This is a genomic window from Streptomyces scabichelini (assembly GCF_011045015.1).
GTDB classification, from domain to species: domain Bacteria; phylum Actinomycetota; class Actinomycetes; order Streptomycetales; family Streptomycetaceae; genus Streptomyces; species Streptomyces scabichelini.
Genome location: NZ_JAAKZY010000015.1, coordinates 60,901 through 84,768, shown reverse-complemented (window position 1 = coordinate 84,768; position 23,868 = coordinate 60,901). Strand labels below are relative to the sequence as shown.

Below are 23,868 nucleotides of genomic sequence, written 5' to 3'. Positions count from 1 at the left end.
GCTCCACCGCCCGTGCCCCCGCTCGACACCCCTCTGCCGCCGCCTCCCCGGGCAGGCTCCCCGAGAGCAGAGCAGCCAGGAAGGCGCCGGTGAAAGCGTCCCCGGCTCCCGTCGTGTCCACGGGGGCCGCGGGTGTCGCCGGGACGTGGGCCCGTACGGCACCCGACTCGGCCACGAGGGCCCCGGCGCCGCCTTGCTTGACCACCACCAGCGGGACATGGCGGCTCAACTTGGCCGCCGCGTCCGCCGGATCGGGCAGCCCGGTCAGCAGGCAGGCCTCGTCCCGGCTCGGCAGCAGTACGCCGACCCCCTCGGCGAGGGTGAGGAAACGGTCCACACCCAGCTCCGAGAGAAACCCCGCCGACGCGGGATCCAGACTCACCGGCACACCACGCGCGCGTGCCGCTTCCAGAACCACCGCCACCAGCGCCCGGCACGGCTCGGAGAAGAACAGATAGCCCGACAGGTGCAGCCACGCGACACCGTCGAGCAGCGACGGCGACCAGTCGTCGGGGTCGAGCCGCAGGGAAGCGCCGCTGTCCGTGAGGAACGTCCGCTCCGCCGAAGCATCCGTGTCCACCAGGCAGATCACCGTCCCCGTCGGCGCCACGGGATCGACGACCAGGTGGGGACGCACCCCTGAAGCGGTCAGTTCGCGCTCGTGCCACGCGGCAGTGTCGGCGCCTACCCGGCCGAGGAGCCGCACATCCCCACAGCCCCAATGGGCCGCCCAGCACGCGACGTTGGCGCCGGCGCCGCCGGGCACGGTGCGGATGGCGGCGGACGTGTCGGTGCCCGAAGCGAGCGGTCCGCGGTACCGGGCGACGACGTCCGTGACGACGTCACCGACGACAAGAAGGGCCCCGTCACGACGAACCGGGCTCGTCCCGTCCCAGCCCGGCTCCCTTACGCCCTCACCCGCCCCGGCCACGCGTCCACCCGGCCCGGTCAAGATCTGGCCCAGGCCGCCGCGATCCGCCCCGCGAGCCGTACATTGCCGCGTACGGCCGCCAGATTGGCGCTCAGTGACGCCCCGTCGGTGTGCCGCACCAGATAGTCGAGCAGGAACGGCGTGACCGCCTGGCCGGTCACCCCCTCCGCCTCGCACACGTGCAGCGCGTCGGTGAGCACGCGCGCGTGGAGCTCGGGATCGAGCTGCTCCGCCTCGGGCACGGGATTGGCGACGATCAGGGCCGACTCGGGCCCGTCGAGCGTGTCCTGCGCGCGCATGACAGCCGCGACCTCGGCAGGTGACTTCAACGTCCAGTCCACTGGATGTCCCGAGTCGGACAGATAGAAGCCGGGAAAGTTCGCCGTCGCGTACCCGGCGACCGCGACGCCCAGCGTCTCCAGACGCTGCAGGGTCGCCGGCACGTCCAGGATGGACTTCACCCCCGCGCACACCACCGTGATCCGGGTACGTGCGAGAAGTCCCAGGTCGGCGGACTCGTCCTGGGTCACCGTCCACTCCCGGTGCACACCACCGAGGCCACCCGTCGCGAACACCCGGACGCCCGCCCGGGCGGCCAGCAGCGCCGTCGCGGACACCGTCGTCGCTCCGCTCGCCCCCGTGGCGACGGCGAGCGGCAGATCACGATGACCGAGCTTGCGGATGCCGTCCTCGTTCGCGACCCGTTCCAGCTGCTCCTTGTCGAGGCCCACCCGCGGCTGCCCGTCCAGGACGGCGATCGTCGCGGGGACGGCACCCTCCTGGCGTACGGTCTCCTCCAGCTCCAGTGCTACCTGTAGGTTGCGCGGGCGCGGCAGCCCGTGGGCGATGATCGTGGACTCGAGGGCCACCACCGGTCGACGCGCGGTGAGCGCTTCCCGTACCTCTTCGGACACCACCAGCACGCGCCTGCCTCCTGTCTGTCGGCTCTCCCCATCATCCCTGGCGAGCGGCGCACCCGGCCAAACCCTTGCGGCACGCCGGAAGGGGGCAGCAACCTGGGAGGATGACGGACAACTCGACACGTCTCGACCATGTCGTCCTCTGGGTGCGCGATCCCGTCGCCTCGGCCGACTTCTACGAGAAGACGCTCGGCCTGGAGCCTCTCAGGGTCACCGAATTCGCCGCGGGGACGGCATCGTTCCCCTCCGTACGCCTCAATGAGGAGACCATTTTCGACCTCGCGCCCCTCCCGCTGGCCGCACGCATGGATGCCGTCCCCGGGGCGGCCGACAGCGCGGGCCACCCGGTCAACCACGTATGCCTGTCCCTCCGCAGTGAGGACTTCGACGCGCTCCGCGCTCGTCTGGAGGAGCGGGCCGTCCCCGTCTCGGACTTCTCGTACGACGCCTTCGGCGCCCGCGGAATGGCCAAGCGCAGCTTCTACTTCCGGGATCCGGACGGAAACATCTTCGAGGCACGGCACTACGAGTAGCTCTCAGGTAGCAGAAGAGGGGTGTCCACGCGCGCGTGGACACCCCTCTTCTGGATTTTTCTGGACCTCGGCCTCAGACGGGCTGCACGGCGTCCAGTACCCCGTGTGGATTCAGGACGTACTTGCGGCTGGCGCCCTGATCGAACTCGGCGTAGCCGCGTGGCGCGTCCTCCAGGCTGATCACCGTCGCGTTGACGGCCTTGGCGATGTGCACACGCTCGTGCAGGATCGCCATCATCAGCCCGCGGTGGTACTGCATCACCGGGCACTGACCCGTGGTGAAGCGATGACTCTTCGCCCACCCCAGGCCGAGCCGTACCTTCAGTGTCCCGGTCCTCGCGTCCTGGTCGACGCCTCCGGGATCATCCGTGACGTACAGGCCTGGGATGCCCAGCGCCCCACCCGCGCGCGTGATGCCCATCAGCGAGTTGAGGACCGTTGCGGGTGCCTCCGGGGCGTTGGGTCCATGGGCCCGTGCCTCGAAGCCGACCGCGTCGACGGCCGCGTCCACCTCCGGCTCGCCCAGGATCTGCTCCACCTGCTCGCCCACGTCGCCCTGGCTCACGTCGACCGTCTCGCAGCCGAAACTCCTGGCCTGCGCGAGGCGTTCGGCGTTCAGGTCACCGACGATGACGACGGCCGCGCCCAGGAGCTGCGCCGACGCCGCGGCGGCGAGACCTACGGGCCCCGCCCCGGCGACGTATACCGTCGAGCCGACCTCGGTGCCAGCGGTGACGGCGCCGTGGAAGCCGGTCGGGAAGATGTCCGACAGCATCGTCAGGTCGAGGAGCTTCTCGCGTGCCTGGTCCCGGTCCGGGAACCGCAGCAGGTTGAAGTCCGCGTACGGAACCATGGCGTACTCCGCCTGGCCGCCGACCCAGCCGCCCATGTCGACATAGCCATAAGCCGCTCCGGGGCGGGCCGGGTTGACGTTCAGGCAGATCCCGGTCTTGCGCTCCTTGCAGTTGCGACACCGCCCGCAGGCGATGTTGAAGGGCACCGAGACGATGTCCCCGACCTCGACGTACTCGACGTCCGGGCCCCGCTCGACGACCTCTCCCGTGATTTCGTGCCCGAGGACAAGCCCCTCGGGTGCCGTCGTGCGGCCGCGCACCATGTGCTGGTCGCTGCCGCAGATGTTGCTGGCGAGCACCTTGAGGAGGACACCGTGCCGGCATTTGCGGCCGACGTTGTCCGGTGTCACCCCCGGCCCGTCCTGGAGCTCCAGCGTCGGGTAGTCGATGGTCGTGACTTCCACCGCGCCCGGTTTGACGTACGCGACTGCCCTGTTTCCGCTCATGAGTGATCGCCGTCCCTTCGGCTCCGTTACTTCGGATGCCAGTGGCTGTGCGCAAGGTCGAGTCTGCTACCGCCGCAGCATTCCGGCCACCCTCGGCGGCAGGCATGTTCGTACGACGGCGGGGCGAGGCTGCGCTGGACGGTTCTCGTCGCCAGGTGATCGACAAAGTGCTCTCAGGCGTCGGTGTCCCGGGGCCCTTCCGATATCGCCTGCGCCGCGCCGCGCTTGCCCCGAGTGAACAGCGCCAGGGCGCCGAGCGGCAGCAACAGACAGGCGGCGATGAGATTCAGCCAGCCGTAGCTCGCCTGCGCGACGATGAGACCCGAGGCCGCGCCGCCGACGCCCGCCGCGGTGTTCATGGTCAGGTCGGACAGCCCCTGTGCGGCGGCGCGCGCGGGCTGGGGCACGGAGTCCGTGAGGAGCGCGGAGCCCGAGACGAGGCCGGCCGACCAGCCGAGGCCCAGCAGGAAGAGCCCGGCGGCGCTCTGCGCGTGACTGCCGCCCGCGGTACCCGCGACCAGCGCCGCGCAGGCGAGCAGCCCGACGGCGAGGCCTATCACGGAGAGACGCCCGAGCCGGTCCGACAGCCGGCCCATGACCGGTGAGAACGCGTACATGCCCGCGATATGGCCGCTGATGACCAGCCCGATCAGATCGATGCTCGCGCCGTGGTGATCGAGGTCGACCGGCGTCATCGACATGACCGAGACCATCGCCGTGTGCGAGACGGCCACTGTCACCAGGGCGAGCCGGGCGCGCGGCGAGGCCCGCACGGCGGCCAGCCCGGCCCGGATCGAGCGCGCGTCGGCGGACTGGTCCTCGACCGGCGCGAGCGCGCGGGCGGTGAGCAGCGGATCGGGCCGCAGCAGCACCGCGACCAGGAGCGCCGAGATGAGGAAGACTCCGGCCGCCCATACGAAAGGACCCGCCGCCTGCGGTATGCCGAGCCCGGAGACGCTGCGACCCGCGGGCGCGGCGATGTTGGGACCGAGGACCGCACCGATCGTGGTGGCCCAGACGACGTTCGAGATGGCCCTGGCCCGTCGCTGGGGCTCGGCGAGGTCGGCGGCCGCAAACCGTGCCTGAAGATTCGCCGACGAGGCCGCGCCGAACGCCGCCATGCCGAGCAGCAGCAGCGGAAAGTTGCCGACAGCCGCGGCGACCACGACGATGCTCGCGCCCACGGCGCCGATGAGATACGCCAGGGCGAGCCCCGGGCGGCGACCGCGCGCGGTCATCAGCGCGGCCAGCGGCACGGAGAGCACCGCCGTCCCCGTAACCGTCGCGGTGGGCGCGAGTCCGGCAAGCGACTCGGTGCCGCCGATCTCCTCGGCCAGCACGACGGCGAGCGCGATGCCGGTGGCGACGCCCAGCCCGCCGAGGATCTGACTGGCGATGAGCACAGCGGAGATACGGCGTCGCAGCGCCGGAATCGCGTCCGCGTCGACAGGCACGGTGACGTGCCGCTCGACGGCGGTCACGGCGAAGGCACCGTGTCGGATGCACGCACACGTGTGAAGGATGTGGTCACGGCCGCAGTCTCCCCCCTGTTCCCGACTCGGGACACCCTCAGAACAACGGCTCCGGCAGCACCCCTTCCAACGCCAGCAGCTTCCGCTTCGTCTCCAGGCCGCCCCCGAATCCGCCGATGCCACCGTCGCTCTCGACGACCCGGTGGCACGGCACGACGACCGGCAGCGGATTGGCGCCCATGGCCATTCCCACGGCCTGGGCCGCGCCCGGCTGACCGACCCGGCCGGCCAGGTCGCCGTACCCCACGACCGTCCCGTACGGAACACCGGATGCCAGCTCATGCAGCACCTGGCGGTTGAACCCGGAGATCAGGGACCAGTCCAGCGGCAACCGGAAGTCACGCCGCTCACCCGCGAAGTACGCCTCGACCTGACGTATCGCCTCCGCCAGCAGCGGGGACTCGGGCGCTTCGACGGGCTCGGCACCGAGCCGGGATCCCAGCCGGTCGAGCGCCTTGTCGCGGATCGCCTCCGTGGCGTGGAAGACGACGTTGACCAGGCCTTCGCCGGTCGCGGCCAGCAGCAGCGGACCGATGTCGCTGCCGACCACGGCCCACACCACCTGCTGCTCGTTCTGCCCATGGCTGTCCATGCGCTCCACCGTACGGCGCACCACTGACAACGCCGGTGGCGCGAACGCATGAGGCGTTCGCGCCACCGGCGCGCGTTCCGGTCGGGAACCTCAGAGCTCGTTCAGCGCCGCCCGGACCACGTCGGGCTTGTTCGTGATGATGCCGTTCACCCCGAAGTCCGCGACGCGCCGTGCGCCGTCCGGGGTGTCGACGGTCCATGTGAAGATCTCCAGCGGCTTGCCGTGCGGTCCGTCGAGCGCGTGGATCGAGGCGACGTAGGCGGCCGAGATGGAGGTGTGCGTCGAGTTGATCTGATCGGCGAACTTCGCGTACGCGGGCAGCTCCGCGACCGCGGGCGTGCCCAGGAAGCCCGTCTTGATGTCGGGCCGCAGCTCGTGCACCTTCCGTACGCTGTCCGCGCTGAAACTCTGGATGACCAGCTTGCTCCGTACGTGCTGCGGTCCGAGCCAGCCCTCGTTGCTGAGGACCTTGAGGGTCTCCTTCTCGATGCCCGGGTAGAGCGCGGGGTTCTTGATCTCCAGGACGAGCTTCTGGTGGTTGCGCGACACGCGGTTCATGTACTGCTTCAGCGTCGGTACGCGCGCGCCCGCGTGCCGGGGGCTGAACCAGCTGCCCGCGTCCAGGCGCGCGATTTCCGCGGCGGTGAAGTCCTTGACCTTCCAGGGGGCCCGGCCCGGGAAGACGTCCTCGACGTTGGTCGTGCGCGCCAGGTTGTCGTCGTGCACGACTACGAGTTCGCCGTCCTTCGTGCGCTGTACGTCGTTCTCTACCCAGCGGAACCCCAGCTCCGCCGCCTTGTCGACGGCGGCCAGGGTGTTCTCAGGGGCGTAGGCGGAAGCGCCGCGGTGGGCGACGACCAGCGGCTGGTCGTCGCCCACCGCGGCGTGAGCGGGGGAGAGAGGGAGGACAAGGGCGGCGGCTCCCAGGAGCGCTGTGGTCGTGCCGGCGGCAGCGCGCGCGTGCATACGTACTCCTTGCGTCTGTGGTCACTGGCCGCTCCAGGGTGACAGCAGAGGGTCAACAGGAGGCAGGTACAGGATGGCCACAGATTGAATGGAGTTGCCCAACTCCAATCACTGGTGCCGCACAACTGAGGCAAGGGCGTGTTTCTTTGCCGGAAAATCGTTCGAGCACTCCAGTGGGAGTCATACTCTCTGCGTCAACCCTGGCCGCCGTGGCGGTCCTGGGACGGGGCATTGCAGGGAATTCCGGGACGCAACAGGGCGGAAGGGCAACCGCGCATGCAGGGCACGGTCGACGGATTCAGCTACGGACTCGTCACACCGCTGGTGGCATACCTCATGGCCTGCCTCGGTGGTGCGCTGGGCCTGCGCTGCACCACCAGATCGATGCTGGTCGCCCACTCATGGCGGCCCGGCTGGCTCGCGCTGGGCTCCGCGGCGATCGGCTCCGGCATCTGGACCATGCACTTCATCGCCATGATGGGGTTCTCCGTCCAGGAGACCCCGATCCACTACGACAAACCGATCACGTTCGCGAGCCTCGGTGTCGCGATCCTCATGGTCGGCATCGGGATCTTCATCGTCGGCTACAAGGGCGCCTCCGGAACGGCCTTGTTCACCGGAGGCACCATCACCGGCCTGGGCATCGCCTCGATGCACTACCTGGGCATGGCCGGCATGCAGCTCAACGGAAAGCTCGAGTACAACACCTTCACCGTGTCCGCCTCAGTCGTCATAGCCGTCGCAGCCGCGACCACGGCGCTCTGGGCGGCGGGCCAGGTCCGCGGCTTCCTGTGGAGCGTGGGCGCGAGTCTCGTCATGGGGCTCGCCGTCAGCGGCATGCACTACACGGGCATGGCCGCGCTCAGGGTCCATCTGCACGGCACCACGAGCATCCCCTCCGGAGACTCGCCCGCGGCCCTGCTGGCTCCCATGCTGATCGGCCCCCTCGCGTTCCTGTTCCTGGCCGGCGTCGTCGTGATGTTCGACCCGCTGATGGTCATGGGCAAGCAAGACTGGAGCCCGGTCCAGCAGAAGCCCGGCATCCCGGCCCACATGGTCCGGCACACCGGCCGCAGGCCCGTGTCCCGCCCGCGCCGACGCCCCGACCGCCCCGGCTCCCGGACCCCACAGAGGTAAAGATCCGGCCCCGTTGTCAGTGCGGAGTCGTACGGTGGATTCCATGCGGCCCGTATCCAAGATCGAACGCACGGTGGCGCCTTTCGAGGTCGTCAGCCCCTACTCGCCCAGCGGCGACCAGCCCGCTGCCATCGCCGAACTCGAACGGCGCGTCCGCGCAGGTGAGAAGGATGTCGTCCTCCTCGGCGCGACCGGCACCGGTAAGTCCGCGACCACCGCGTGGATGATCGAGAAGCTCCAGCGCCCCACTCTCGTGATGGCGCCGAACAAGACCCTGGCCGCCCAGCTGGCCAACGAGTTCCGCGAGCTGCTGCCGAACAACGCGGTCGAGTACTTCGTCTCGTACTACGACTACTACCAGCCCGAGGCCTACGTCCCGCAGTCGGACACCTACATCGAGAAGGACTCCTCGATCAACGAGGAAGTCGAGCGGCTGCGCCACTCCGCGACCAACTCGCTGCTCACCCGCCGTGACGTCGTCGTGGTCGCCTCGGTCTCCTGCATCTACGGCCTCGGTACCCCGCAGGAGTACGTGGACCGGATGGTCGCCCTCAAGGTCGGCGACGAGATCGACCGGGACGACCTGCTGCGCCGCTTCGTCGACATCCAGTACACGCGCAACGACATGGCCTTCGCCCGGGGCACCTTCCGGGTCCGCGGCGACACCATCGAGATCTTCCCGGTCTACGAGGAGCTGGCCGTCCGCATCGAGATGTTCGGCGACGAGATCGAGGCCCTCTCCACGCTGCATCCGCTCACCGGCGAGGTCATCAGCGACGACGAGCAGCTCTACGTCTTCCCGGCATCGCACTACGTGGCGGGTCCGCAGCGCCTGGAGAAGGCCGTCAACGGCATCGAGAAGGAACTCGAGGAGCGCCTCGCCGAGCTGGAGAAGCAGGGCAAGCTCCTGGAGGCCCAGCGGCTGCGCATGCGCACCACGTACGACCTGGAGATGCTCCGCCAGATCGGCTCCTGCTCCGGCGTCGAGAACTACTCGATGCACTTCGACGACCGCGAGCCCGGTTCCCCGCCGAACACCCTGCTGGACTACTTCCCGGACGACTTCCTGCTGGTCATCGATGAGTCGCACGTCACGGTGCCGCAGATCGGTGCCATGTACGAAGGCGACGCCTCCCGTAAGCGCACGCTCGTCGACCACGGCTTCCGGCTGCCCTCCGCCCTGGACAACCGCCCCCTGAAGTGGGAGGAGTTCCAGGAGCGCATCGGCCAGGCCGTCTACCTGTCGGCGACCCCTGGCAAGTACGAGCTCTCGCGCGGAGACGGCTTCGTCGAGCAGATCATCCGCCCCACCGGCCTCGTCGACCCGGAGGTCGTGGTCAAGCCCACCGAGGGGCAGATCGACGACCTGGTGCACGAGATCCGCAAGCGCACCGAGAAGGACGAGCGCGTCCTGGTCACCACGCTCACCAAGAAGATGGCCGAGGACCTCACCGACTACTTCCTCGAACTCGGCATCCAGGTGCGCTACTTGCACAGCGATGTCGACACGCTGCGCCGCGTCGAGCTGCTGCGCGAACTCCGTGCCGGAGAGTTCGACGTCCTGGTCGGCATCAACCTCCTGAGGGAGGGCCTCGACCTGCCCGAGGTCTCCCTGGTGTCGATCCTCGACGCAGACAAGGAGGGCTTCCTGCGCTCCGGCACCTCGTTGATCCAGACCATCGGCCGCGCGGCGCGCAACGTGTCCGGTCAGGTCCACATGTATGCCGACAAGATCACCCCGGGCATGGAGAAGGCCATCGAGGAGACCAACCGCCGCCGGGAGAAGCAGGTCGCGTACAACAAGGAGAGGGGCCTCGATCCGCAGCCCCTCCGGAAGAAGATCAACGACATCGTGGCGCAGATCGCCCGCGAGGACGTCGACACGGAGCAGCTGCTCGGCACGGGCTATCGCAACCTGAAGGACGGCAAGGACGCCAAGGCCCCGGTGCCCGCGCTCGGCTCGCAGGCCGCCAAGGGAGCCAAGTCCGCCAAGGGCAAGGCCAAGGAGACCGTGCCCACCGACCGCCCCGCGGCCGAACTCGCCGGGCAGATCGAGGAGATGACGGAGCGGATGCGCGCGGCGGCCGCCGACCTGCAGTTCGAGATCGCCGCCCGGCTGCGCGACGAGGTCTCGGAGATGAAGAAAGAACTGCGCCAGATGAAGGAGGCGGGTATCGCCTGACCATCGCGGATGGCGCGCTGTGTTGCAAGACCGACACAAAGTGTGGACCAGGGTTCGGCACTGTCCGTGCCCCTGGCTAGGGTTGCTGGTCAACCGCAGGTTTCTGCGGCAACAGGGGACGCTCGAGAGGGGAACAGCGCGTGACGGTCAACATGACCAAGGGTCAGGCCATCAGTCTGCAGAAGAACGACGGAGGCACCCTGACCGCGGTGCGGATGGGTCTCGGCTGGCAGGCGGCCCCGCGCCGTGGCCTCTTCGGCTCGCGCACCCGGGAGATCGACCTCGATGCCTCCGCCGTGCTCTTCGCGGACAAGCAGCCGGTCGACGTGGTGTTCTTCCGTCACCTCGTCAGCGACGACGGCTCCGTGCGGCACACCGGAGACAACCTCGTCGGCGGTGTCGGCCAGGGCGGCGACGACGAGGCGATCCTCGTCGACCTGCAGCGCATTCCGGTCCACATCGACCAGATCGTCTTCACCGTGAACTCCTTCACGGGCCAGACGTTCCAGGAGGTGCAGGACGCGTTCTGCCGACTGGTCGACGAGACGAACGGCCAGGAACTCGCCCGCTACACGCTGGCGGGCGGCGGCCAGTACACGGCGCAGATCATGGCGAAGGTGCACCGCGCGGGCCCGGGCTGGCAGATGACCGCTCTCGGCACGCCGGCCAACGGCCGCACCTTCCAGGACCTGATGCCCGCGATCCTGCCGCACCTGTAGGACAGCCCGGCGCACACGAAAACAAGGGGGAGAAGGCGATGACGGCCGAGCTGGTCCGGGGACAGAACCATCCGCTGCCCCAAGCCCGACTCGAGATCCGGGTGTCGGCCGGCAAGCCGATCGTGGCGGGAGCCACGCTCAGCGACGAGAACGGCAAGGTGCGCGGCGTCGAGTGGGTGGCCCACCCCGGCACACCCACTCTGCCCGGCCTCGAGGTCTCCAGGCAGGCGGCGGCCGACCACCGCCTCGCCTTCGACCTGGACGCTCTGGCGGAGGCCGTCCACCGGGTCAGTGTGCTGCTCGCGCTGCCGTCCGGAGTCGGGAGCCCGGTCCGGTTCGGCTCCGTCGCCGCTCCCTTCGTGGCGGTCACCGGACTCGACGGGTCCGAGATCGCCAGCTACACGATCACGGGTCTCGACGCCGAGACGGCCGTCGTCGCTCTCGAGCTGTACCGCAGGCAGGGCGCCTGGAAGGTGCGCGCTGTCGGCCAGGGATACGCGGGCGGCCTCGCCGAACTGCTCGCCGACCAGGGCCTGACCCAGGCCCACCAACTCGCGAGCGGCATCAACGAGGCCGTGGCCCAGGGCCTGGCACGTTCGGTGGCCGCGCCTCCGCCGCGCACGGCCGACGGCGACCGTTCCCGGCACGCCGCGGCATCGGCGCTGGGCCCCGACCAGGGGGGACCCGCACCTCAGGGCGCCCCCGGCCACGTACCGCCGCAGCAAGGACATCCGGGCGGGCAGGGCGCCGCCCCCGGGCACCCGGCGCCGCAGGCCGGCTACCCCGGAGGACCCGCTCAGGCGGATCCGTCCGCCGCCACTCAGCCCGCCATGCCTGCGGGTGGTCCTGTCAACTACAGCCACCCCGGCCGGCAGGCCGCCGCGCCTCCGCCGCCTCCTCCGACCGCGCCCCCGGCCCAGCCCGGACAGCCCGCGCAGCCCGTCGCCGGCGACGCGACCGGCTGGTCCATGGAGGAGCGGCTCTACAACCAGGTGTGGGGCATGTTCGAGGATCTGGCCCGCACCATGGCCGCCTATCGCAGCGCCGTCGACTTCGCCGACTCGCGCATGGAACAGGAACTCGACAAGGTCCTGTCCGACCCGCGCAGCCGCATAGGCGGACAGGCGGATGCCGCGCGCGAGACGGCCCGCGCCAAGCACACCCAGCTCGTCGACCAGGCCAGGGCCGCGCTCGACCGCGACCTCGCCCAGCTCAACGCCGAGGCACAGGTTGTCGAGCCCGCACTGCCCCCGGCGTTCGCGCGCTGGGACAGCCCCGTCTGGCACGGCTACCGGGTGCCGATGGAGATCCCCATGGCCCTGCGCCTTGGCGACCTTCAGCTGCCCGAGAGCTCCGGCCTGAGTATTCCGATGCTGGTGCGGCTGCCGCTGGAGCGCGGCCTGTGGATCGACAGCGGCCGCGCCGGCTCGCTCGACGGCTCGCTCGCCGACTCCGACGAGCTGCGCCGCCTCGCCATGGACACAGCGGTGGCGCATGCCGCCCGCCTGCTCGCCGTCTATCCGGCGGGCGAGTACACGGTGCACGTCATCGACCCGGCCGGTTCGGGCGCCTCGGCGCTCGCGCCCCTCGTGCAGACCGGTGTGCTCCACGCTCCGCCCGCCGCCGGCGCCACGGGCGTGAACGACGTCCTGGCCAGGCTCACCCAGCGTGTCGACCTGGTGCAGATGGCGATCCGAGGTGGCGCGGCCGACTCACTCCCGCCCGATCTCGACACGGCCGAGCAGCTGCTGATCGTCAACGACTTTCCGCACGGCTTCGACGACCGTGCGGTGACCCAGCTGCGCTACCTCGCGGATGAAGGCCCGGCCGTCGGCGTCCACCTCATGATGGTCGCCGACCGGGAGGACGCCGCCGCCTACGGACCGCTGCTCGACCCGCTCTGGCGCTCGCTCCTGCGCCTCACCCCGGTGCCCGACGACCACCTCGCCGACCCATGGGTGGGGCACGCGTGGACGTATGAGCCCTCGCTCGTGCCGCCCGGCAGTCAGGTGCTCCAGCATGTCCTCACTCAGGTCGCGGCGGCCCGCCGCTCCTGGAACCGCTGAGGCTCCGCAGAGTCCGTCGTCTGCTCGGTCGCGTGCAGCCCCGCGCGTTGTCCCAAGACTTAGTCAACCATCCTGACCTGCACATTTGCCCTTTCCTTTGCCAATCTCTTTACCAATCCTTGGTGATTGGGGTACTGTAATTCGTGCGGAGGGGAGTACTCCCTACCTACTGCGGCGTACCCGTCAATACGGATCTGGCCAGATCCCGGGGCGTCGGCCCGAGACACCAGGCGTGTCACACGCCCCAGGTGTTCCGGGTGGAAGAGACCTCCGGCAGCGACGACGCTGACATTTGCCGTTACGTACTGCCGGAGGCGCAGTGGATGTTTCGACGACCCTTTGGGTCCTGACCATCGTGGGCCTTGCCGCCCTCATCGCGGTCGACTTCTTCATCGGCCGCAAACCCCACGACGTATCGATCAAGGAAGCCGGAATCTGGACGATCGTCTGGATCGCCCTGGCCGGGCTGTTCGGACTCGGGTTGCTCGTCTTCGGCGGCGGACAGCCGTCCGGAGAGTTCTTCGCCGGCTTCATCACCGAGAAGTCGCTGAGCGTCGACAACCTCTTCGTCTTCGTCCTGATCATGGCGAAGTTCTCGGTGCCCTCGCAGTACCAGCAGCGGGTTCTGCTCATCGGCGTACTGATAGCGCTCGTGCTCCGGGCGATCTTCATCGCCGCGGGCGCCGCGATCATCTCCAGCTTCGCCTGGATCTTCTACATCTTCGGCGCCTTCCTGATCTACACCGCCTGGAAGCTGATCCAGGAGGCCAGGGCCGACGAGCCCGAGGAGGAGTGGGAGGAGAACAAGCTCCTCAAAGCCGTCGAGAAGCGTTTCGGTGTGGCCGACCGCTACCACGGCACCAAGCTGTGGATCCAGCAGAACGGCAAGCGGGTCATGACGCCGATGCTCGTCGTCATGCTCGCGATCGGCACGACGGACGTACTCTTCGCGCTCGACTCGATCCCCGCGATCTTCGGCCTGACGCAGGACCCGTACATCGTCTTCACGGCCAACGCGTTCGCGCTGATGGGTCTGCGGCAGCTGTACTTCCTCATCGGCGGCCTGCTCAGGAAGCTGGTCCATCTCAGCTACGGCCTGTCGGTCATCCTCGGCTTCATCGGCGTCAAGCTGGTGCTGCACGCCCTGCACGAGTCCGGCGTCCACGTCCCGGAGATCTCCATCCCGGTCTCGCTCGGCGTGATCTGCGCGGTCCTGATCGTCACCACGATCACCAGCCTGATGGCTTCCAAGAAGCAGGCGGCGGCCGAGGCGGCGCAGGAGACCGAAGGCGCATCGAAGGACAGCATCGAGGCCTGACAGCCGCGGACGCAGGAACAACCAGCACCGGGAGCGATGCTCGGCGAACCGCCGACCACCGCTCCCGGTGCTGCCTGTGTCCACGCCCCGAACGGTCTTGGGCGCACTGGTCCCGCCCTGGTCTCATCCCACGGCGGCCTCTGCCGCGACCACTCGCACCGGTCGTGTCTCCGGCAGCAGCGTGAAGCACGCCAGGCTCAGCAGCGCGATGCCCGTCAGATACGCGGCCACACCCCAGGGGACGCGTTCGCCCTGGGCCACCGCCGTCGCCACGATCGGCGTGAGCGCGCCGCCGAGCACTCCGCCGAGGTTGTAGCCCACGGCTGCTCCCGTGCAGCGCACGCGGGGCTCGTACAACTCCGGGAGATACGCGGCGATCACGGCGAACATGGTGATGAAAGCGAGCATCGCCACCAGAAAGCCCAGGAACATCAGCAGAGGTTCGCCGGTCGACAGGAGGGCGACCATCGGGAACATCCAGAGCGCGGTCGCCGCGCAGCCGATCAGGCACAGTGGTCGTCGGCCGTAGCGGTCGCCGAGGATCGCCACCACGGGTGTCAGGGCGCCCTTCACGACGACAGCGGCCATGATGCAGGCCAGCATGACGGTACGGCTCACTCCGAGCCGTTCGGTGGCATAGGCGAGGGACCAGGTCGTCACCGCGTAGAACACGGCGTACCCGATGGCGAGCGCCCCGGCTGTCAGCAGCACCAGCCGCCAGTGACCGCGCACCACTTCGGCGAGCGGCACGCGCGCGTGGTCGTCGATGTCGAGGAACTGCGGGCTCTCGGCGAGCGAGGAGCGCAGCCACAGCCCCGCCACGGCCAGCACCCCCGCGGCCCAGAACGGCACCCGCCACCCCCAGGCCGCGAACTGCGCGTCGGAGAGCGTCGCCGACAGCACCAGCATCACGCCGTTGGCGAGCACGAACCCCAGCGCGGGCCCGATCTGCGGAAAGCTCGACCACAGCCCGCGCCGCTCGGCGGGCGCGTGTTCCGCCGTCAGCAGCACCGCTCCGCCCCACTCCCCGCCGAGCCCGAGCCCCTGCAGAAAACGCAGCACAAGAAGCAGCACGGGAGCGGCCGTGCCGATCGTGTCGTACGTCGGTACGCAGCCGACCGCGACGGTCGCGGCGCCCGTCAGCAACAAGGAGATGACGAGAACGGGCCGCCGCCCGTGCCGGTCCCCGATGTGCCCGAACAGGACCGAGCCCAGCGGCCGGGCGACGAAACCGACACCGAAGGTCGCGAAGGCGGCGAGTGTCCCGGCCACCGGCGAGAACGTCGGGAAGAACAGCGGTCCCAGGACGAGCGCGGCCGCCGTCCCGTAGATGAAGAAGTCGTAGAACTCGATCGCCGTCCCGGCGAGCGAAGCGGCCGCGAGCCGCAACATGGAGGGTGCCCTTACGGAGCGTACGTTGTGCATGCCGCGTCAACTACCCACCGTGACGGGTGGTTACGGGGGCGTGCGGGGGCTCAGCCGCCGTCAGTATGTGACCGTGATGCGCCGTGCGGGCCCGTCCACGCGAACAGTGCCTCCGTAGGGGATGACCAACTGCGGATCCGTGTGTCCGAAGTCCACATCGAAGACGGCCATCATGTCCGGGTTGTACGCCTCCAGTGCCCGCAGTACCGCTTCATGCTGCTCCCGTACATAACGGGCCTTCGTCTCCGTGTCGTTGGGCTGCGCGAAGGACCACGCCTTGGGGCGGCCCATCAGAAGGGCGGGGAAGCGTTGCAGCAGTCCACGCTCGCCCATGCTCCGCAGGATCCAGAAGACGTCGTTGGCACTCGGCATGTCCTCCGAGGTCTCCAGGAGGAGCACGCACCCGTCGTATACGGAGGGATCGCGGGCGATCTCGCGGTCCGCCATCAGCAGCCAGGACAGGATCTCGATGCAGCCGCCCCAGGAGCGGGCCTCGACCACCCGCTCCGGGCGATGCCAGGTCCAGCCGCCACCGGGCTCGGTCGGCGGTTCGGAGGCGAAGGTCTCCGGGGACTCCCAGGGACGGTCGATGTCACGAAAACGCTCGGCGGGCCTGAGTTCGTACGCGCCCGACGTGAAGAGCGCGGCCCGCAGCGACTCCGCGGTCAGAGGGTGCATGGCGCCGGGACGGCCGAGTTCGCACATCACGGTCGCGCCGTGATAGCCGACGATCCCGGTGTTGTGCAGATACGCGAGCAGGTTCGTGTTGTCGCTCATGCCGAAGAACGGCTTCGGGTTCGCGCGGATCAACTCCCGGTCCAGCAGCGGCAGCACGGTGATCTGGTCGTCACCGCCGATCGACGCGATGACCGCTTTGATCGTCGGATCGGCGAACGCCGCGTGGATGTCGTCGGCCCGCTCCTGAGGCGTTGCGCCCATCTTGCGGGTCGTCGGGTACTCGACCGGTTCGAGGCCGTACTCCTTGCGCAGCCGTTCCAGGCCCAGCTCGTAGGGGAGTGGGAAGAGGCCCGGGAGTCCCGCGGACGGCGAGATGACGGCGATCCGGTCGCCGGGTGACGGCTTGGGCGGGTACGTCGGTGTCGTCATGACCGGAGCGTACGAGCCGTCACCGCTCCGGCGCACCGTGATAAACCGAGGCTGAGCAGCAGACCTGAACGGCGCCCTCGGGCGACGACTCAGCCGACAGGACCGGAGGAACAGTGCCCCGCACCCTCGCCAACGCCCCGATCATGATTCTCAACGGCCCCAATCTCAACCTCCTGGGGCAGCGTCAGCCGGAGATCTACGGCTCCGACACGCTCGCCGACGTCGAGGCGATGTGCGTCAAGGCGGCGGCCGCGCACGGCGGCAGGGTGGACTTCCGCCAGTCCAACCACGAGGGCGAGCTGGTCGACTGGATCCACGAGGCGCGCCTGAACCACGTCGGCATCGTGATCAACCCCGGTGCCTACTCGCACACCTCCGTCGCGATCCTGGACGCCCTCAACACCTGTGACGGCATGCCCGTGTTGGAGGTCCACATCTCCAACATCCACAAGCGCGAGGAGTTCCGGCACCATTCGTACGTCTCGCTCCGCGCCGACGGCGTGATCGCGGGATGTGGCGTGCAGGGGTACGTGTTCGGGGTGGAGCGGGTCGTGGCGCTGGCGGGAGCGGGTCGGGCGGAGACCTGAGGGTTCATCACTGTGAGCCTCGCGAGCCAGGCATATGTTTTCCCGTGACACCGCGGTGGTGGCCGGCCGCCGGACGTCGACCGACCGCCGCCGTGGCGGGCCGCCGGCCCGAGGGCGGGGATCGGATGGCCGGCGGCCCCTCCGCTCAGGAGCCGTCTTCCTGCGCGGGCTGCTTCCAGTGGACCGCGCGGCTCCGTGCGCCGGGAGCGCGCGCGTGACACCGGCGTGTGCGCTCGGTTCACACGGGGCGCGCGACGGCACGCGCCCGCCAAGCGGTTCACCAACTCACCCCTGGCGCTGTGCAGTTCACCAGCCCCGCGCGTGCCACTCCGGCAGCTGCGGCCGCTCCGCGCCCAGCGTCGTGTCGTTGCCGTGTCCCGGGTAGACCCACGTCTCGTCCGGCAGCACATCGAAGATCTTCGTCTCGACATCGTGGATCAGGCTGGCGAACGCTTTCGGATCCTTACGCGTGTTGCCGACACCGCCCGGGAAGAGACAGTCACCCGTGAACACATGGGGAGGCCCGTGCGGATCGTCGTAGACAAGCGCGATCGAGCCGGGCGTGTGCCCCACCAGATGGCGCGCGGTCAGCTCCACGCGCCCCACGCGGATCGTGTCGCCGTCGTCGACCAGGACGTCGGTCGGTACGGGAATGCCCTCCGCGTCGGCCCGCCCCGCGTACGTACGCGCGCCCGTGGCCGCCACGACCTCCGCCAGTGCCTGCCAGTGGTCGCCGTGCTGATGCGTGGTGACCACGGACGCGATGCCGTCACCGCCGATCAGCGTGAGCAGCGTCCCGGCGTCGTTGGCCGCGTCGATCAGCAGCTGCTCGTCCGTGGCCCGGCAGCGCAGCAGATAGGCGTTGTTGTCCATCGGTCCGACCGCGACCTTGGAGATCATCAGGTCCTGCAGCTCGTGCACATCCGCAGGGCCGCCGACCTTCACCGCTCCGCTGTACGTCATGTTCATCACCCTATAGCGGGGGGAGTGCGGGGAGCGGACCGCCGTCGGTGCTCAGTGGGGATCCGTCGCGGCGGCCGCAGAGCCAGCCGAGGAGGTCGGCCGATGGCCCCGTGACGGTGACCTCCGGCTCGGTCGCCGTTCTTCCCGTGCTCCACGCGCGCGTGCCGTCCGTGACGCGGGTGGGCGGCACATCGGGATGCCCTGCGAAGCGCTCGGTGAGGAAGTCGATCTCCCGCTCCGTGAACTCTTCCGGCAGGTCCTCCAGCTCGTACCCGATCCCCAGATCCACGTGATGCAGCTCCACCTCGACCCACCGCCGGAACGGCACCCGGGATGCGGAGTCCTTCACTCCGTTCCGTAGTTCCACCGTGCGGGACCAGTCCCCCGAGACGGAGGCCTCGTCCTGGAAGCGGCCCGCGCTCTCGCGCAGGTCCGCGAGCTGGATGTCGAGCGCGCGCGGGGCGTCCCGCTCGATCTCGGCGTCCCGGGTGGCGGGGCTCGCGTACATGGGCCGCCCGGCGAGGACGTTCACGAGCGCGTCCGCGTTCCGGGCGAGGTGGGCGAGAATGTGCCCGCGCGTCCAGCCGGGCAGCCGTGACGGCTCGGCCACGGCGGCGCTGTCCAATTTGGCGACTGCGGCGAGTAGCCGGTCGGTCGCGTCACACACAGAGACCAGGTCGCGCGCGTGATCAATCATGGGCCCGACCCTAGCCCCACCACACCTTCGGGTGAAGGCGGCGGACCGCCCCTGCAAATCGAATGCCCGTGCTATAGGCTCATGCGCGGCGTCGGGCATGCTGGATGACCCGGGATTGTTACCAACCAGGGAAACCAACCGGCGCTGTCAGTGGCTCCCCCTAGTCTGAAAAAAGACGGGGGCCCCGCCCCTGTCACTTCTCTCAAGAAAGGTGCGGACCGGCGTGGCCGACCGTCTCATCGTCCGTGGGGCGCGCGAGCACAACCTCAAGAACGTCTCGCTCGACCTCCCGCGCGACTCGCTCATCGTCTTCACGGGTCTGTCCGGGTCGGGCAAGTCCTCGCTCGCGTTCGACACGATCTTCGCCGAGGGACAGCGGAGGTACGTCGAGTCGCTGTCCTCGTACGCCCGGCAGTTCCTCGGGCAGATGGACAAGCCGGACGTCGACTTCATCGAGGGTCTGTCGCCGGCTGTCTCCATCGACCAGAAGTCGACCTCGCGCAACCCGCGCTCGACGGTCGGCACCATCACCGAGGTCTACGACTACCTGCGCCTGCTCTTCGCGCGCATCGGCAAGCCGCACTGCCCCGAGTGCGGCCGCCCCATCACGCGCCAGTCGCCGCAGGCCATCGTCGACAAGGTCCTGGAGCTCCCGGAGGGGAGCCGCTTCCAGGTCCTGTCGCCGCTGGTGCGTGAGCGCAAGGGCGAGTTCGTCGATCTCTTCGGTGATCTCCAGACCAAGGGGTACAGCCGGGCCCGGGTCGACGGGGAGACGATCCAGCTCTCCGACCCGCCGAAGCTGAAGAAGCAGGAGAAGCACACCATCGAGGTGGTCGTCGACCGTCTCACGGTGAAGGAGGGCGCCAAGCGCCGCCTCACGGACTCCGTGGAGACCGCGCTCGGCCTGTCCGGCGGCATGGTCGTGCTCGACTTCGTCGACCTTCCCCAGGACGACCCCGAGCGCGAGCGCATGTACTCGGAGCACCTCTACTGCCCGTACGACGACCTGTCCTTCGAGGAGCTGGAGCCCCGCTCCTTCTCCTTCAACTCGCCCTTCGGCGCCTGCCCGGAGTGCACGGGTATCGGCACGCGCATGGAGGTCGACCCCGAGCTGATCGTCCCGGACGAGGAGAAGTCCCTCGACGAGGGCGCCATCCACCCCTGGTCGCACGGGCACACCAAGGACTACTTCGGGCGCCTCATCGGAGCCCTCGCGGACGCGTTGGGATTCCGGACCGACATCCCCTTCGCGGGCCTGCCGCAGCGCGCCAAGAAGGCCCTCCTGTACGGGCACAAGACGCAGATCGAGGTGCGGTACAGAAACCGCTACGGTCGCGAGCGCGTCTACACCACGCCCTTCGAAGGGGCCGTCCCCTTCGTGAAGCGGCGGCACAGCGAGGCCGAGAGCGACGCGAGCCGCGAGCGCTTCGAGGGCTATATGCGCGAGGTGCACTGCCCCACCTGTGAGGGCACACGCCTCAAGCCGCTCATCCTCGCGGTCACCATCCTGGGGAAGTCGATCGCCGAAGTCTCCGCGATGTCGATCAGCGACTGCGCGGACTTCCTGGGCGAGATGAAGCTCAACGCGCGCGACAAGAAGATCGCCGAGCGCGTCCTGAAGGAGGTCAACGAACGGCTGCGGTTCCTCGTCGACGTCGGCCTCGACTACCTGTCGCTGAACCGCGCGGCGGGCACCCTCTCCGGCGGCGAGGCCCAGCGCATCCGCCTGGCCACCCAGATCGGCTCCGGCCTCGTAGGCGTCCTCTACGTCCTCGACGAGCCCTCCATCGGCCTCCACCAGCGCGACAACCACCGACTCATCGAGACCCTGGTCCGGCTGCGGGACATGGGCAACACGCTCATCGTCGTCGAGCACGACGAGGACACCATCAAGGTCGCCGACTGGATCGTGGACATCGGCCCCGGCGCGGGCGAGCACGGCGGCAAGGTCGTGCACAGCGGCCCCTTGAAGGAACTGCTGGCCAATCCCGAGTCGATCACCGGGCAGTACCTGGTGGGCAAGAAGGAGATCCCGCTCCCGGACATCCGCCGCCCCGCCGACCCGATCCGCAAACTCACAGTGCACGGCGCCCGCGAGAACAACCTCCAGGACATCAACGTGTCGTTCCCGCTGGGCGTGCTGACGGCCGTCACGGGCGTCTCGGGATCCGGCAAGTCGACGCTCGTCAACGACATCCTCTACACGCACCTGGCCCGCGAGCTGAACGGCGCCCGGAACGTTCCCGGGCGGCACACGCGCGTGGACGGCGACGACCTCGTCGACAAGGTCGTGCACGTCGACCAGTCGCCCATCGGCCGCACGCCGCGGTCGAACCCGGCGACGTACACCGGAGTCTTCGACCACGTCCGCAAGCTGTTCGCGGAGACGACCGAGGCGAAGGTCCGCGGCTACATGCCGGGGCGCTTCTCCTTCAACGTCAAGGGCGGCCGCTGCGAGAACTGCTCCGGCGACGGCACCATCAAGATCGAGATGAACTTCCTGCCGGACGTGTACGTCCCCTGCGAGGTCTGCCACGGGGCGCGCTACAACCGGGAGACCCTGGAGGTCCACTACAAGGGCAAGTCCATCTCCGAGGTCCTGGACATGCCCATCGAGGAGGCCCACAGCTTCTTCGAGGCCGTGCCCGCGATCGCCCGCCACCTGAAGACCCTCAACGACGTCGGTCTCGGCTATGTGCGCCTCGGCCAGCCCGCGCCGACCCTCTCCGGCGGTGAGGCCCAGCGTGTGAAGCTGGCCTCCGAACTCCAGAAGCGGTCGACGGGACGTACGGTCTACGTGCTCGACGAGCCGACCACCGGTCTGCACTTCGAGGACATCAGCAAGCTGATCTCGGTCCTCTCGGACCTGGTCGACAAGGGCAACACGGTCATCGTCATCGAGCACAACCTCGACGTCATCAAGACCGCGGACTGGGTCGTCGACATGGGCCCCGAGGGCGGCAGCGGCGGCGGCCTCGTCATCGCCGAGGGCACACCCGAGCAGGTCGCCGGAGTGCCGGCCAGCCACACCGGCAAGTTCTTGCGCGAGGTTCTGGGCGCCGAGCGGATCAGTGACGCCGAACCGGTGAAGGCTCCGCGCAGGGCGGCGGCCAAGAAGACGGTGGCCGCCAAGTCGACGACGAAGACCACGGCGACGGCCAAGGCCGACGACAACACGGCCACCAAGAAGGCGACTCCGGCCAAGAAGACGACGCGGGCCAGGAAGGCCTGAGCCGGATTCGTACGCGTACACCCGGCCCGTAGACATACACCCGGCCCGTACGCGTACACCCCGCCCGCACGAATGCGCCGCGCCCCACGGGAACTCCCCGTGGGGCGCGGCGCGTTGCACGGTCAGCCGCTCTGCCCCTGCGGCTCGACGAACTGCATGTCCAGCTGGATCTTGACGACATCACCGAGCAGCCCGGCGCCGAAGTCCAGGCCGAAGTCGCTGCGCCGGATCTCGCCGGCCGCCTCAAAGCCGGCGTGCCTACGGTTGTCGACGACGGAGTCCACCACGCCTCCGAACTCCACGTCGAGCGTCACCGGACGGGTCACCCCGCCGATCGTCAACTCGCCCTCCATCGACCACTCCTCGCCCTTTCCGGACACGCGAGTGGACCGGTACGTCATAGTCGGACGGCTCGCCACGTCGAGCAGTTCGGGGGAGCGGGTGTGCGCGTCACGGTCGGCGTTGCCGGTGTCGATGGAGGCCAGCGCGATCTCGGCGCTCACCTTGATGTCGTCGGCCGACTCACCCACGTACAACTCGGCCTTCACCTCGCTGAATCGGCCCCGCACCTTGGCGATGCCCAGGTGGCGGATGCTGAAGTTGACGGCGGAGTGGAGGGGGTCGAGCTCCCAGTTGCCGGGGAGCAGCGGGAGAGTGGAAGCGGTCCCTGCGGTCGGGGAGTTGTCGTTTGCCATGCGTCCACTCTGGGAGAGGCACCGGGCGGGAGGGAGACCGGGCTGAGGCTGGTAGTGACAGGGCCACCCTCCGGTGCTCGTGCGTTGATACGTTCTTTGGGTGAGCGACAACGAGCTGGGCGCCTTCTTGCGCACGCGCCGTGAGGCGGTCACACCCGCCGAGGTGGGGCTGCCCACCGGACCCCGTCGTCGTACGCCGGGGCTGCGCCGTGCAGAGCTGGCCACGCTGGCCGACATCAGTGTCGAGTACCTGACCCGGCTCGAACAGGGCCGCGACCGCAATCCGTCGCCCCAGGTGCTCGGCGCCTTGGCGGACGCGCTGCGGCTGGCCGCGCCCGACCGGATCCTGCTGCGCCGCCTCTCGAAGGAGTCGGGCGACGACGCCGTGCTCTGCAGCGCCGGGATGGCGCCGAGCCGCACGGTGCGCCCCACCACGCGAGCCCTGCTGGACCGGCTGGAGCCCACCCCCGCCGTCCTCCTGAACGCGCTCGGCGACATCCTCGCGTACACCACCGGTTATGAACGGCTCGCGGCTCCCTTGGGGCTGCTCGACGGCGCGCATCCCAGCATCCTCCGCTACGTGTTCACGGACGAGAGAGCCCGCACCGCCTTCCCGGACTGGGACCGCGTGGCCGACGAGCAGGTCGCCGTCTTCCGGCACGAGGTGCCGTCCAGCGATCCCCATGTGGCCGCGCTGATCGACGAGTTGACCATCATGGCCGGGGCCCCGTTCGCCGACCGCATGGCCGCCGCACCCGTCATGCCCCGTCGGACCAGAACCGACCTCGTCGCCCACCCCGAAGCCGGCCCTCTGCGGCTCGCCCAGGAGACACTCGCCCTGCCGAACGACGGCCAGCGCCTGATCGTGCACCTGCCCGCCGACGACGCCACGGCCGACGCGCTCGACCGGCTCAATGGCCGCCGGCCCGGCGAGTTGCGCGCGGTCAGCAACTGACGCCCGCCGGT

General features: G+C 69.3%; 20 protein-coding genes. 9 read left to right on the top strand and 11 right to left on the bottom strand.

Annotated elements, in window-relative coordinates; translation table 11 throughout:
* Positions 1 to 931 (bottom strand): PfkB family carbohydrate kinase (locus G5C60_RS07425; RefSeq protein WP_165255957.1); only part of this gene is annotated, 931 nt, incomplete at its 3' end.
* Positions 932 to 948: 17 nt separating this feature from the next.
* Positions 949 to 1,854, bottom strand: coding sequence for a pseudouridine-5'-phosphate glycosidase (locus tag G5C60_RS07420; RefSeq protein WP_165255953.1), 906 nt, complete (start codon positions 1,852 to 1,854; stop codon positions 949 to 951).
* Positions 1,855 to 1,955: 101 nt separating this feature from the next.
* Here G5C60_RS07420 and G5C60_RS07415 point away from each other — a divergent pair, with 101 nt between their 5' ends.
* The gene (locus G5C60_RS07415; protein WP_165255951.1) at positions 1,956 to 2,384 is read left to right on the top strand and encodes a VOC family protein; all 429 of its coding nucleotides are present in this window, start codon (positions 1,956 to 1,958) and stop codon (positions 2,382 to 2,384) included.
* A gap of 73 nt (positions 2,385 to 2,457) precedes the next feature.
* On the opposite strand, the gene fdhA is transcribed toward G5C60_RS07415, so the two are convergent.
* The 4 genes from fdhA to G5C60_RS07395 form a co-directional block, all read right to left on the bottom strand.
* Positions 2,458 to 3,684 (bottom strand): formaldehyde dehydrogenase, glutathione-independent, encoded by a 1,227-nt coding sequence (gene fdhA / locus G5C60_RS07410; RefSeq protein WP_165255948.1) that lies wholly within the window; start codon positions 3,682 to 3,684, stop codon positions 2,458 to 2,460.
* Positions 3,685 to 3,857: 173 nt separating this feature from the next.
* Positions 3,858 to 5,165, bottom strand: coding sequence for an MFS transporter (locus tag G5C60_RS07405; protein ID WP_165255945.1), 1,308 nt, complete (start codon positions 5,163 to 5,165; stop codon positions 3,858 to 3,860).
* 88 nt (positions 5,166 to 5,253) lie between these two features.
* Positions 5,254 to 5,808, bottom strand: coding sequence for a methylated-DNA--[protein]-cysteine S-methyltransferase (locus G5C60_RS07400; RefSeq protein ID WP_165255940.1), 555 nt, complete (start codon positions 5,806 to 5,808; stop codon positions 5,254 to 5,256).
* Positions 5,809 to 5,898: 90 nt separating this feature from the next.
* Positions 5,899 to 6,774: a glycerophosphodiester phosphodiesterase gene (locus tag G5C60_RS07395; RefSeq protein ID WP_165255936.1), complete on the bottom strand. Its 876-nt coding sequence runs from the start codon at positions 6,772 to 6,774 to the stop codon at positions 5,899 to 5,901.
* A gap of 276 nt (positions 6,775 to 7,050) precedes the next feature.
* On the opposite strand from G5C60_RS07395, the gene G5C60_RS07390 reads away from it, so the two are divergent.
* The 5 genes from G5C60_RS07390 (at position 7,051) to G5C60_RS07370 (ending at position 14,196) form a co-directional block, all read left to right on the top strand.
* Positions 7,051 to 7,911 (top strand): MHYT domain-containing protein, encoded by an 861-nt coding sequence (locus G5C60_RS07390; RefSeq protein ID WP_165255933.1) that lies wholly within the window; start codon positions 7,051 to 7,053, stop codon positions 7,909 to 7,911.
* A 43-nt stretch (positions 7,912 to 7,954) separates the two neighbouring features.
* A complete protein-coding gene (gene uvrB / locus G5C60_RS07385; RefSeq protein ID WP_165255930.1) occupies positions 7,955 to 10,093 on the top strand; it encodes an excinuclease ABC subunit UvrB in 2,139 nt (712 codons plus the stop codon).
* A 140-nt stretch (positions 10,094 to 10,233) separates the two neighbouring features.
* A complete protein-coding gene (locus G5C60_RS07380; protein ID WP_165255927.1) occupies positions 10,234 to 10,812 on the top strand; it encodes a TerD family protein in 579 nt (192 codons plus the stop codon).
* A gap of 38 nt (positions 10,813 to 10,850) precedes the next feature.
* Entirely contained in the window at positions 10,851 to 12,878 is a 2,028-nt protein-coding gene (locus G5C60_RS07375; RefSeq protein ID WP_165255924.1) for a TerD family protein, read from the top strand.
* Positions 12,879 to 13,197: 319 nt separating this feature from the next.
* Positions 13,198 to 14,196: a TerC/Alx family metal homeostasis membrane protein gene (locus G5C60_RS07370; RefSeq protein WP_165255920.1), complete on the top strand. Its 999-nt coding sequence runs from the start codon at positions 13,198 to 13,200 to the stop codon at positions 14,194 to 14,196.
* A gap of 123 nt (positions 14,197 to 14,319) precedes the next feature.
* On the opposite strand, the gene G5C60_RS07365 is transcribed toward G5C60_RS07370, so the two are convergent.
* Together G5C60_RS07365 and G5C60_RS07360 are read right to left on the bottom strand one after the other, a co-directional pair.
* Positions 14,320 to 15,588, bottom strand: a complete 1,269-nt coding sequence (locus G5C60_RS07365) for an MFS transporter (RefSeq protein WP_165255903.1) — start codon at positions 15,586 to 15,588, stop codon at positions 14,320 to 14,322.
* Between the two features lie 93 nt (positions 15,589 to 15,681).
* Entirely contained in the window at positions 15,682 to 16,728 is a 1,047-nt protein-coding gene (locus G5C60_RS07360; RefSeq protein ID WP_165255901.1) for a S66 family peptidase, read from the bottom strand.
* Positions 16,729 to 16,841: 113 nt separating this feature from the next.
* Between G5C60_RS07360 and aroQ the strand changes: the two genes are divergently transcribed.
* Positions 16,842 to 17,315, top strand: a complete 474-nt coding sequence (gene aroQ, locus G5C60_RS07355) for a type II 3-dehydroquinate dehydratase (RefSeq protein ID WP_165255899.1) — start codon at positions 16,842 to 16,844, stop codon at positions 17,313 to 17,315.
* Positions 17,316 to 17,621: 306 nt separating this feature from the next.
* Here the strand turns inward: aroQ and G5C60_RS07350 are convergent, their stop codons facing one another.
* Both G5C60_RS07350 and G5C60_RS07345 read right to left on the bottom strand, forming a co-directional pair.
* The gene (locus G5C60_RS07350; RefSeq protein WP_165255897.1) at positions 17,622 to 18,278 is read right to left on the bottom strand and encodes an MBL fold metallo-hydrolase; all 657 of its coding nucleotides are present in this window, start codon (positions 18,276 to 18,278) and stop codon (positions 17,622 to 17,624) included.
* Positions 18,279 to 18,288: 10 nt separating this feature from the next.
* Entirely contained in the window at positions 18,289 to 18,975 is a 687-nt protein-coding gene (locus G5C60_RS07345; RefSeq protein ID WP_165255895.1) for a maleylpyruvate isomerase family mycothiol-dependent enzyme, read from the bottom strand.
* 223 nt (positions 18,976 to 19,198) lie between these two features.
* Between G5C60_RS07345 and uvrA the strand changes: the two genes are divergently transcribed.
* Positions 19,199 to 22,207 (top strand): excinuclease ABC subunit UvrA, encoded by a 3,009-nt coding sequence (gene uvrA, locus G5C60_RS07340; protein WP_165255893.1) that lies wholly within the window; start codon positions 19,199 to 19,201, stop codon positions 22,205 to 22,207.
* Between the two features lie 122 nt (positions 22,208 to 22,329).
* Here uvrA and G5C60_RS07335 read toward each other — a convergent pair whose 3' ends face one another.
* Complete coding sequence (locus G5C60_RS07335) at positions 22,330 to 22,902, bottom strand: YceI family protein (RefSeq protein WP_165255890.1); 573 nt, start codon at positions 22,900 to 22,902, stop codon at positions 22,330 to 22,332.
* Positions 22,903 to 23,002: 100 nt separating this feature from the next.
* On the opposite strand from G5C60_RS07335, the gene G5C60_RS07330 reads away from it, so the two are divergent.
* Entirely contained in the window at positions 23,003 to 23,857 is an 855-nt protein-coding gene (locus tag G5C60_RS07330) for an MmyB family transcriptional regulator (protein WP_165255888.1), read from the top strand.
* Positions 23,858 to 23,868: the final 11 nt, after the last annotated feature.

Excerpts from the sequence above, each read along its gene's own strand:
- G5C60_RS07415 (WP_165255951.1), top strand. The coding sequence starts at position 1,956 with ATGACGGACAACTCGACACGTCTCGACCATGTCGTCCTCTGGGTGCGC.
- fdhA (WP_165255948.1), bottom strand. The coding sequence starts at position 3,684 with ATGAGCGGAAACAGGGCAGTCGCGTACGTCAAACCGGGCGCGGTGGAA.
- G5C60_RS07400 (WP_165255940.1), bottom strand. The coding sequence starts at position 5,808 with ATGGACAGCCATGGGCAGAACGAGCAGCAGGTGGTGTGGGCCGTGGTC.
- G5C60_RS07395 (WP_165255936.1), bottom strand. The coding sequence starts at position 6,774 with ATGCACGCGCGCGCTGCCGCCGGCACGACCACAGCGCTCCTGGGAGCC.
- G5C60_RS07390 (WP_165255933.1), top strand. The coding sequence starts at position 7,051 with ATGCAGGGCACGGTCGACGGATTCAGCTACGGACTCGTCACACCGCTG.
- uvrB (WP_165255930.1), top strand. The coding sequence starts at position 7,955 with ATGCGGCCCGTATCCAAGATCGAACGCACGGTGGCGCCTTTCGAGGTC.
- G5C60_RS07375 (WP_165255924.1), top strand. The coding sequence starts at position 10,851 with ATGACGGCCGAGCTGGTCCGGGGACAGAACCATCCGCTGCCCCAAGCC.
- G5C60_RS07365 (WP_165255903.1), bottom strand. The coding sequence starts at position 15,588 with ATGTTGCGGCTCGCGGCCGCTTCGCTCGCCGGGACGGCGATCGAGTTC.
- G5C60_RS07360 (WP_165255901.1), bottom strand. The coding sequence starts at position 16,728 with ATGACGACACCGACGTACCCGCCCAAGCCGTCACCCGGCGACCGGATC.
- G5C60_RS07350 (WP_165255897.1), bottom strand. The coding sequence starts at position 18,278 with ATGACGTACAGCGGAGCGGTGAAGGTCGGCGGCCCTGCGGATGTGCAC.
- G5C60_RS07345 (WP_165255895.1), bottom strand. The coding sequence starts at position 18,975 with ATGATTGATCACGCGCGCGACCTGGTCTCTGTGTGTGACGCGACCGAC.
- G5C60_RS07335 (WP_165255890.1), bottom strand. The coding sequence starts at position 22,902 with ATGGCAAACGACAACTCCCCGACCGCAGGGACCGCTTCCACTCTCCCG.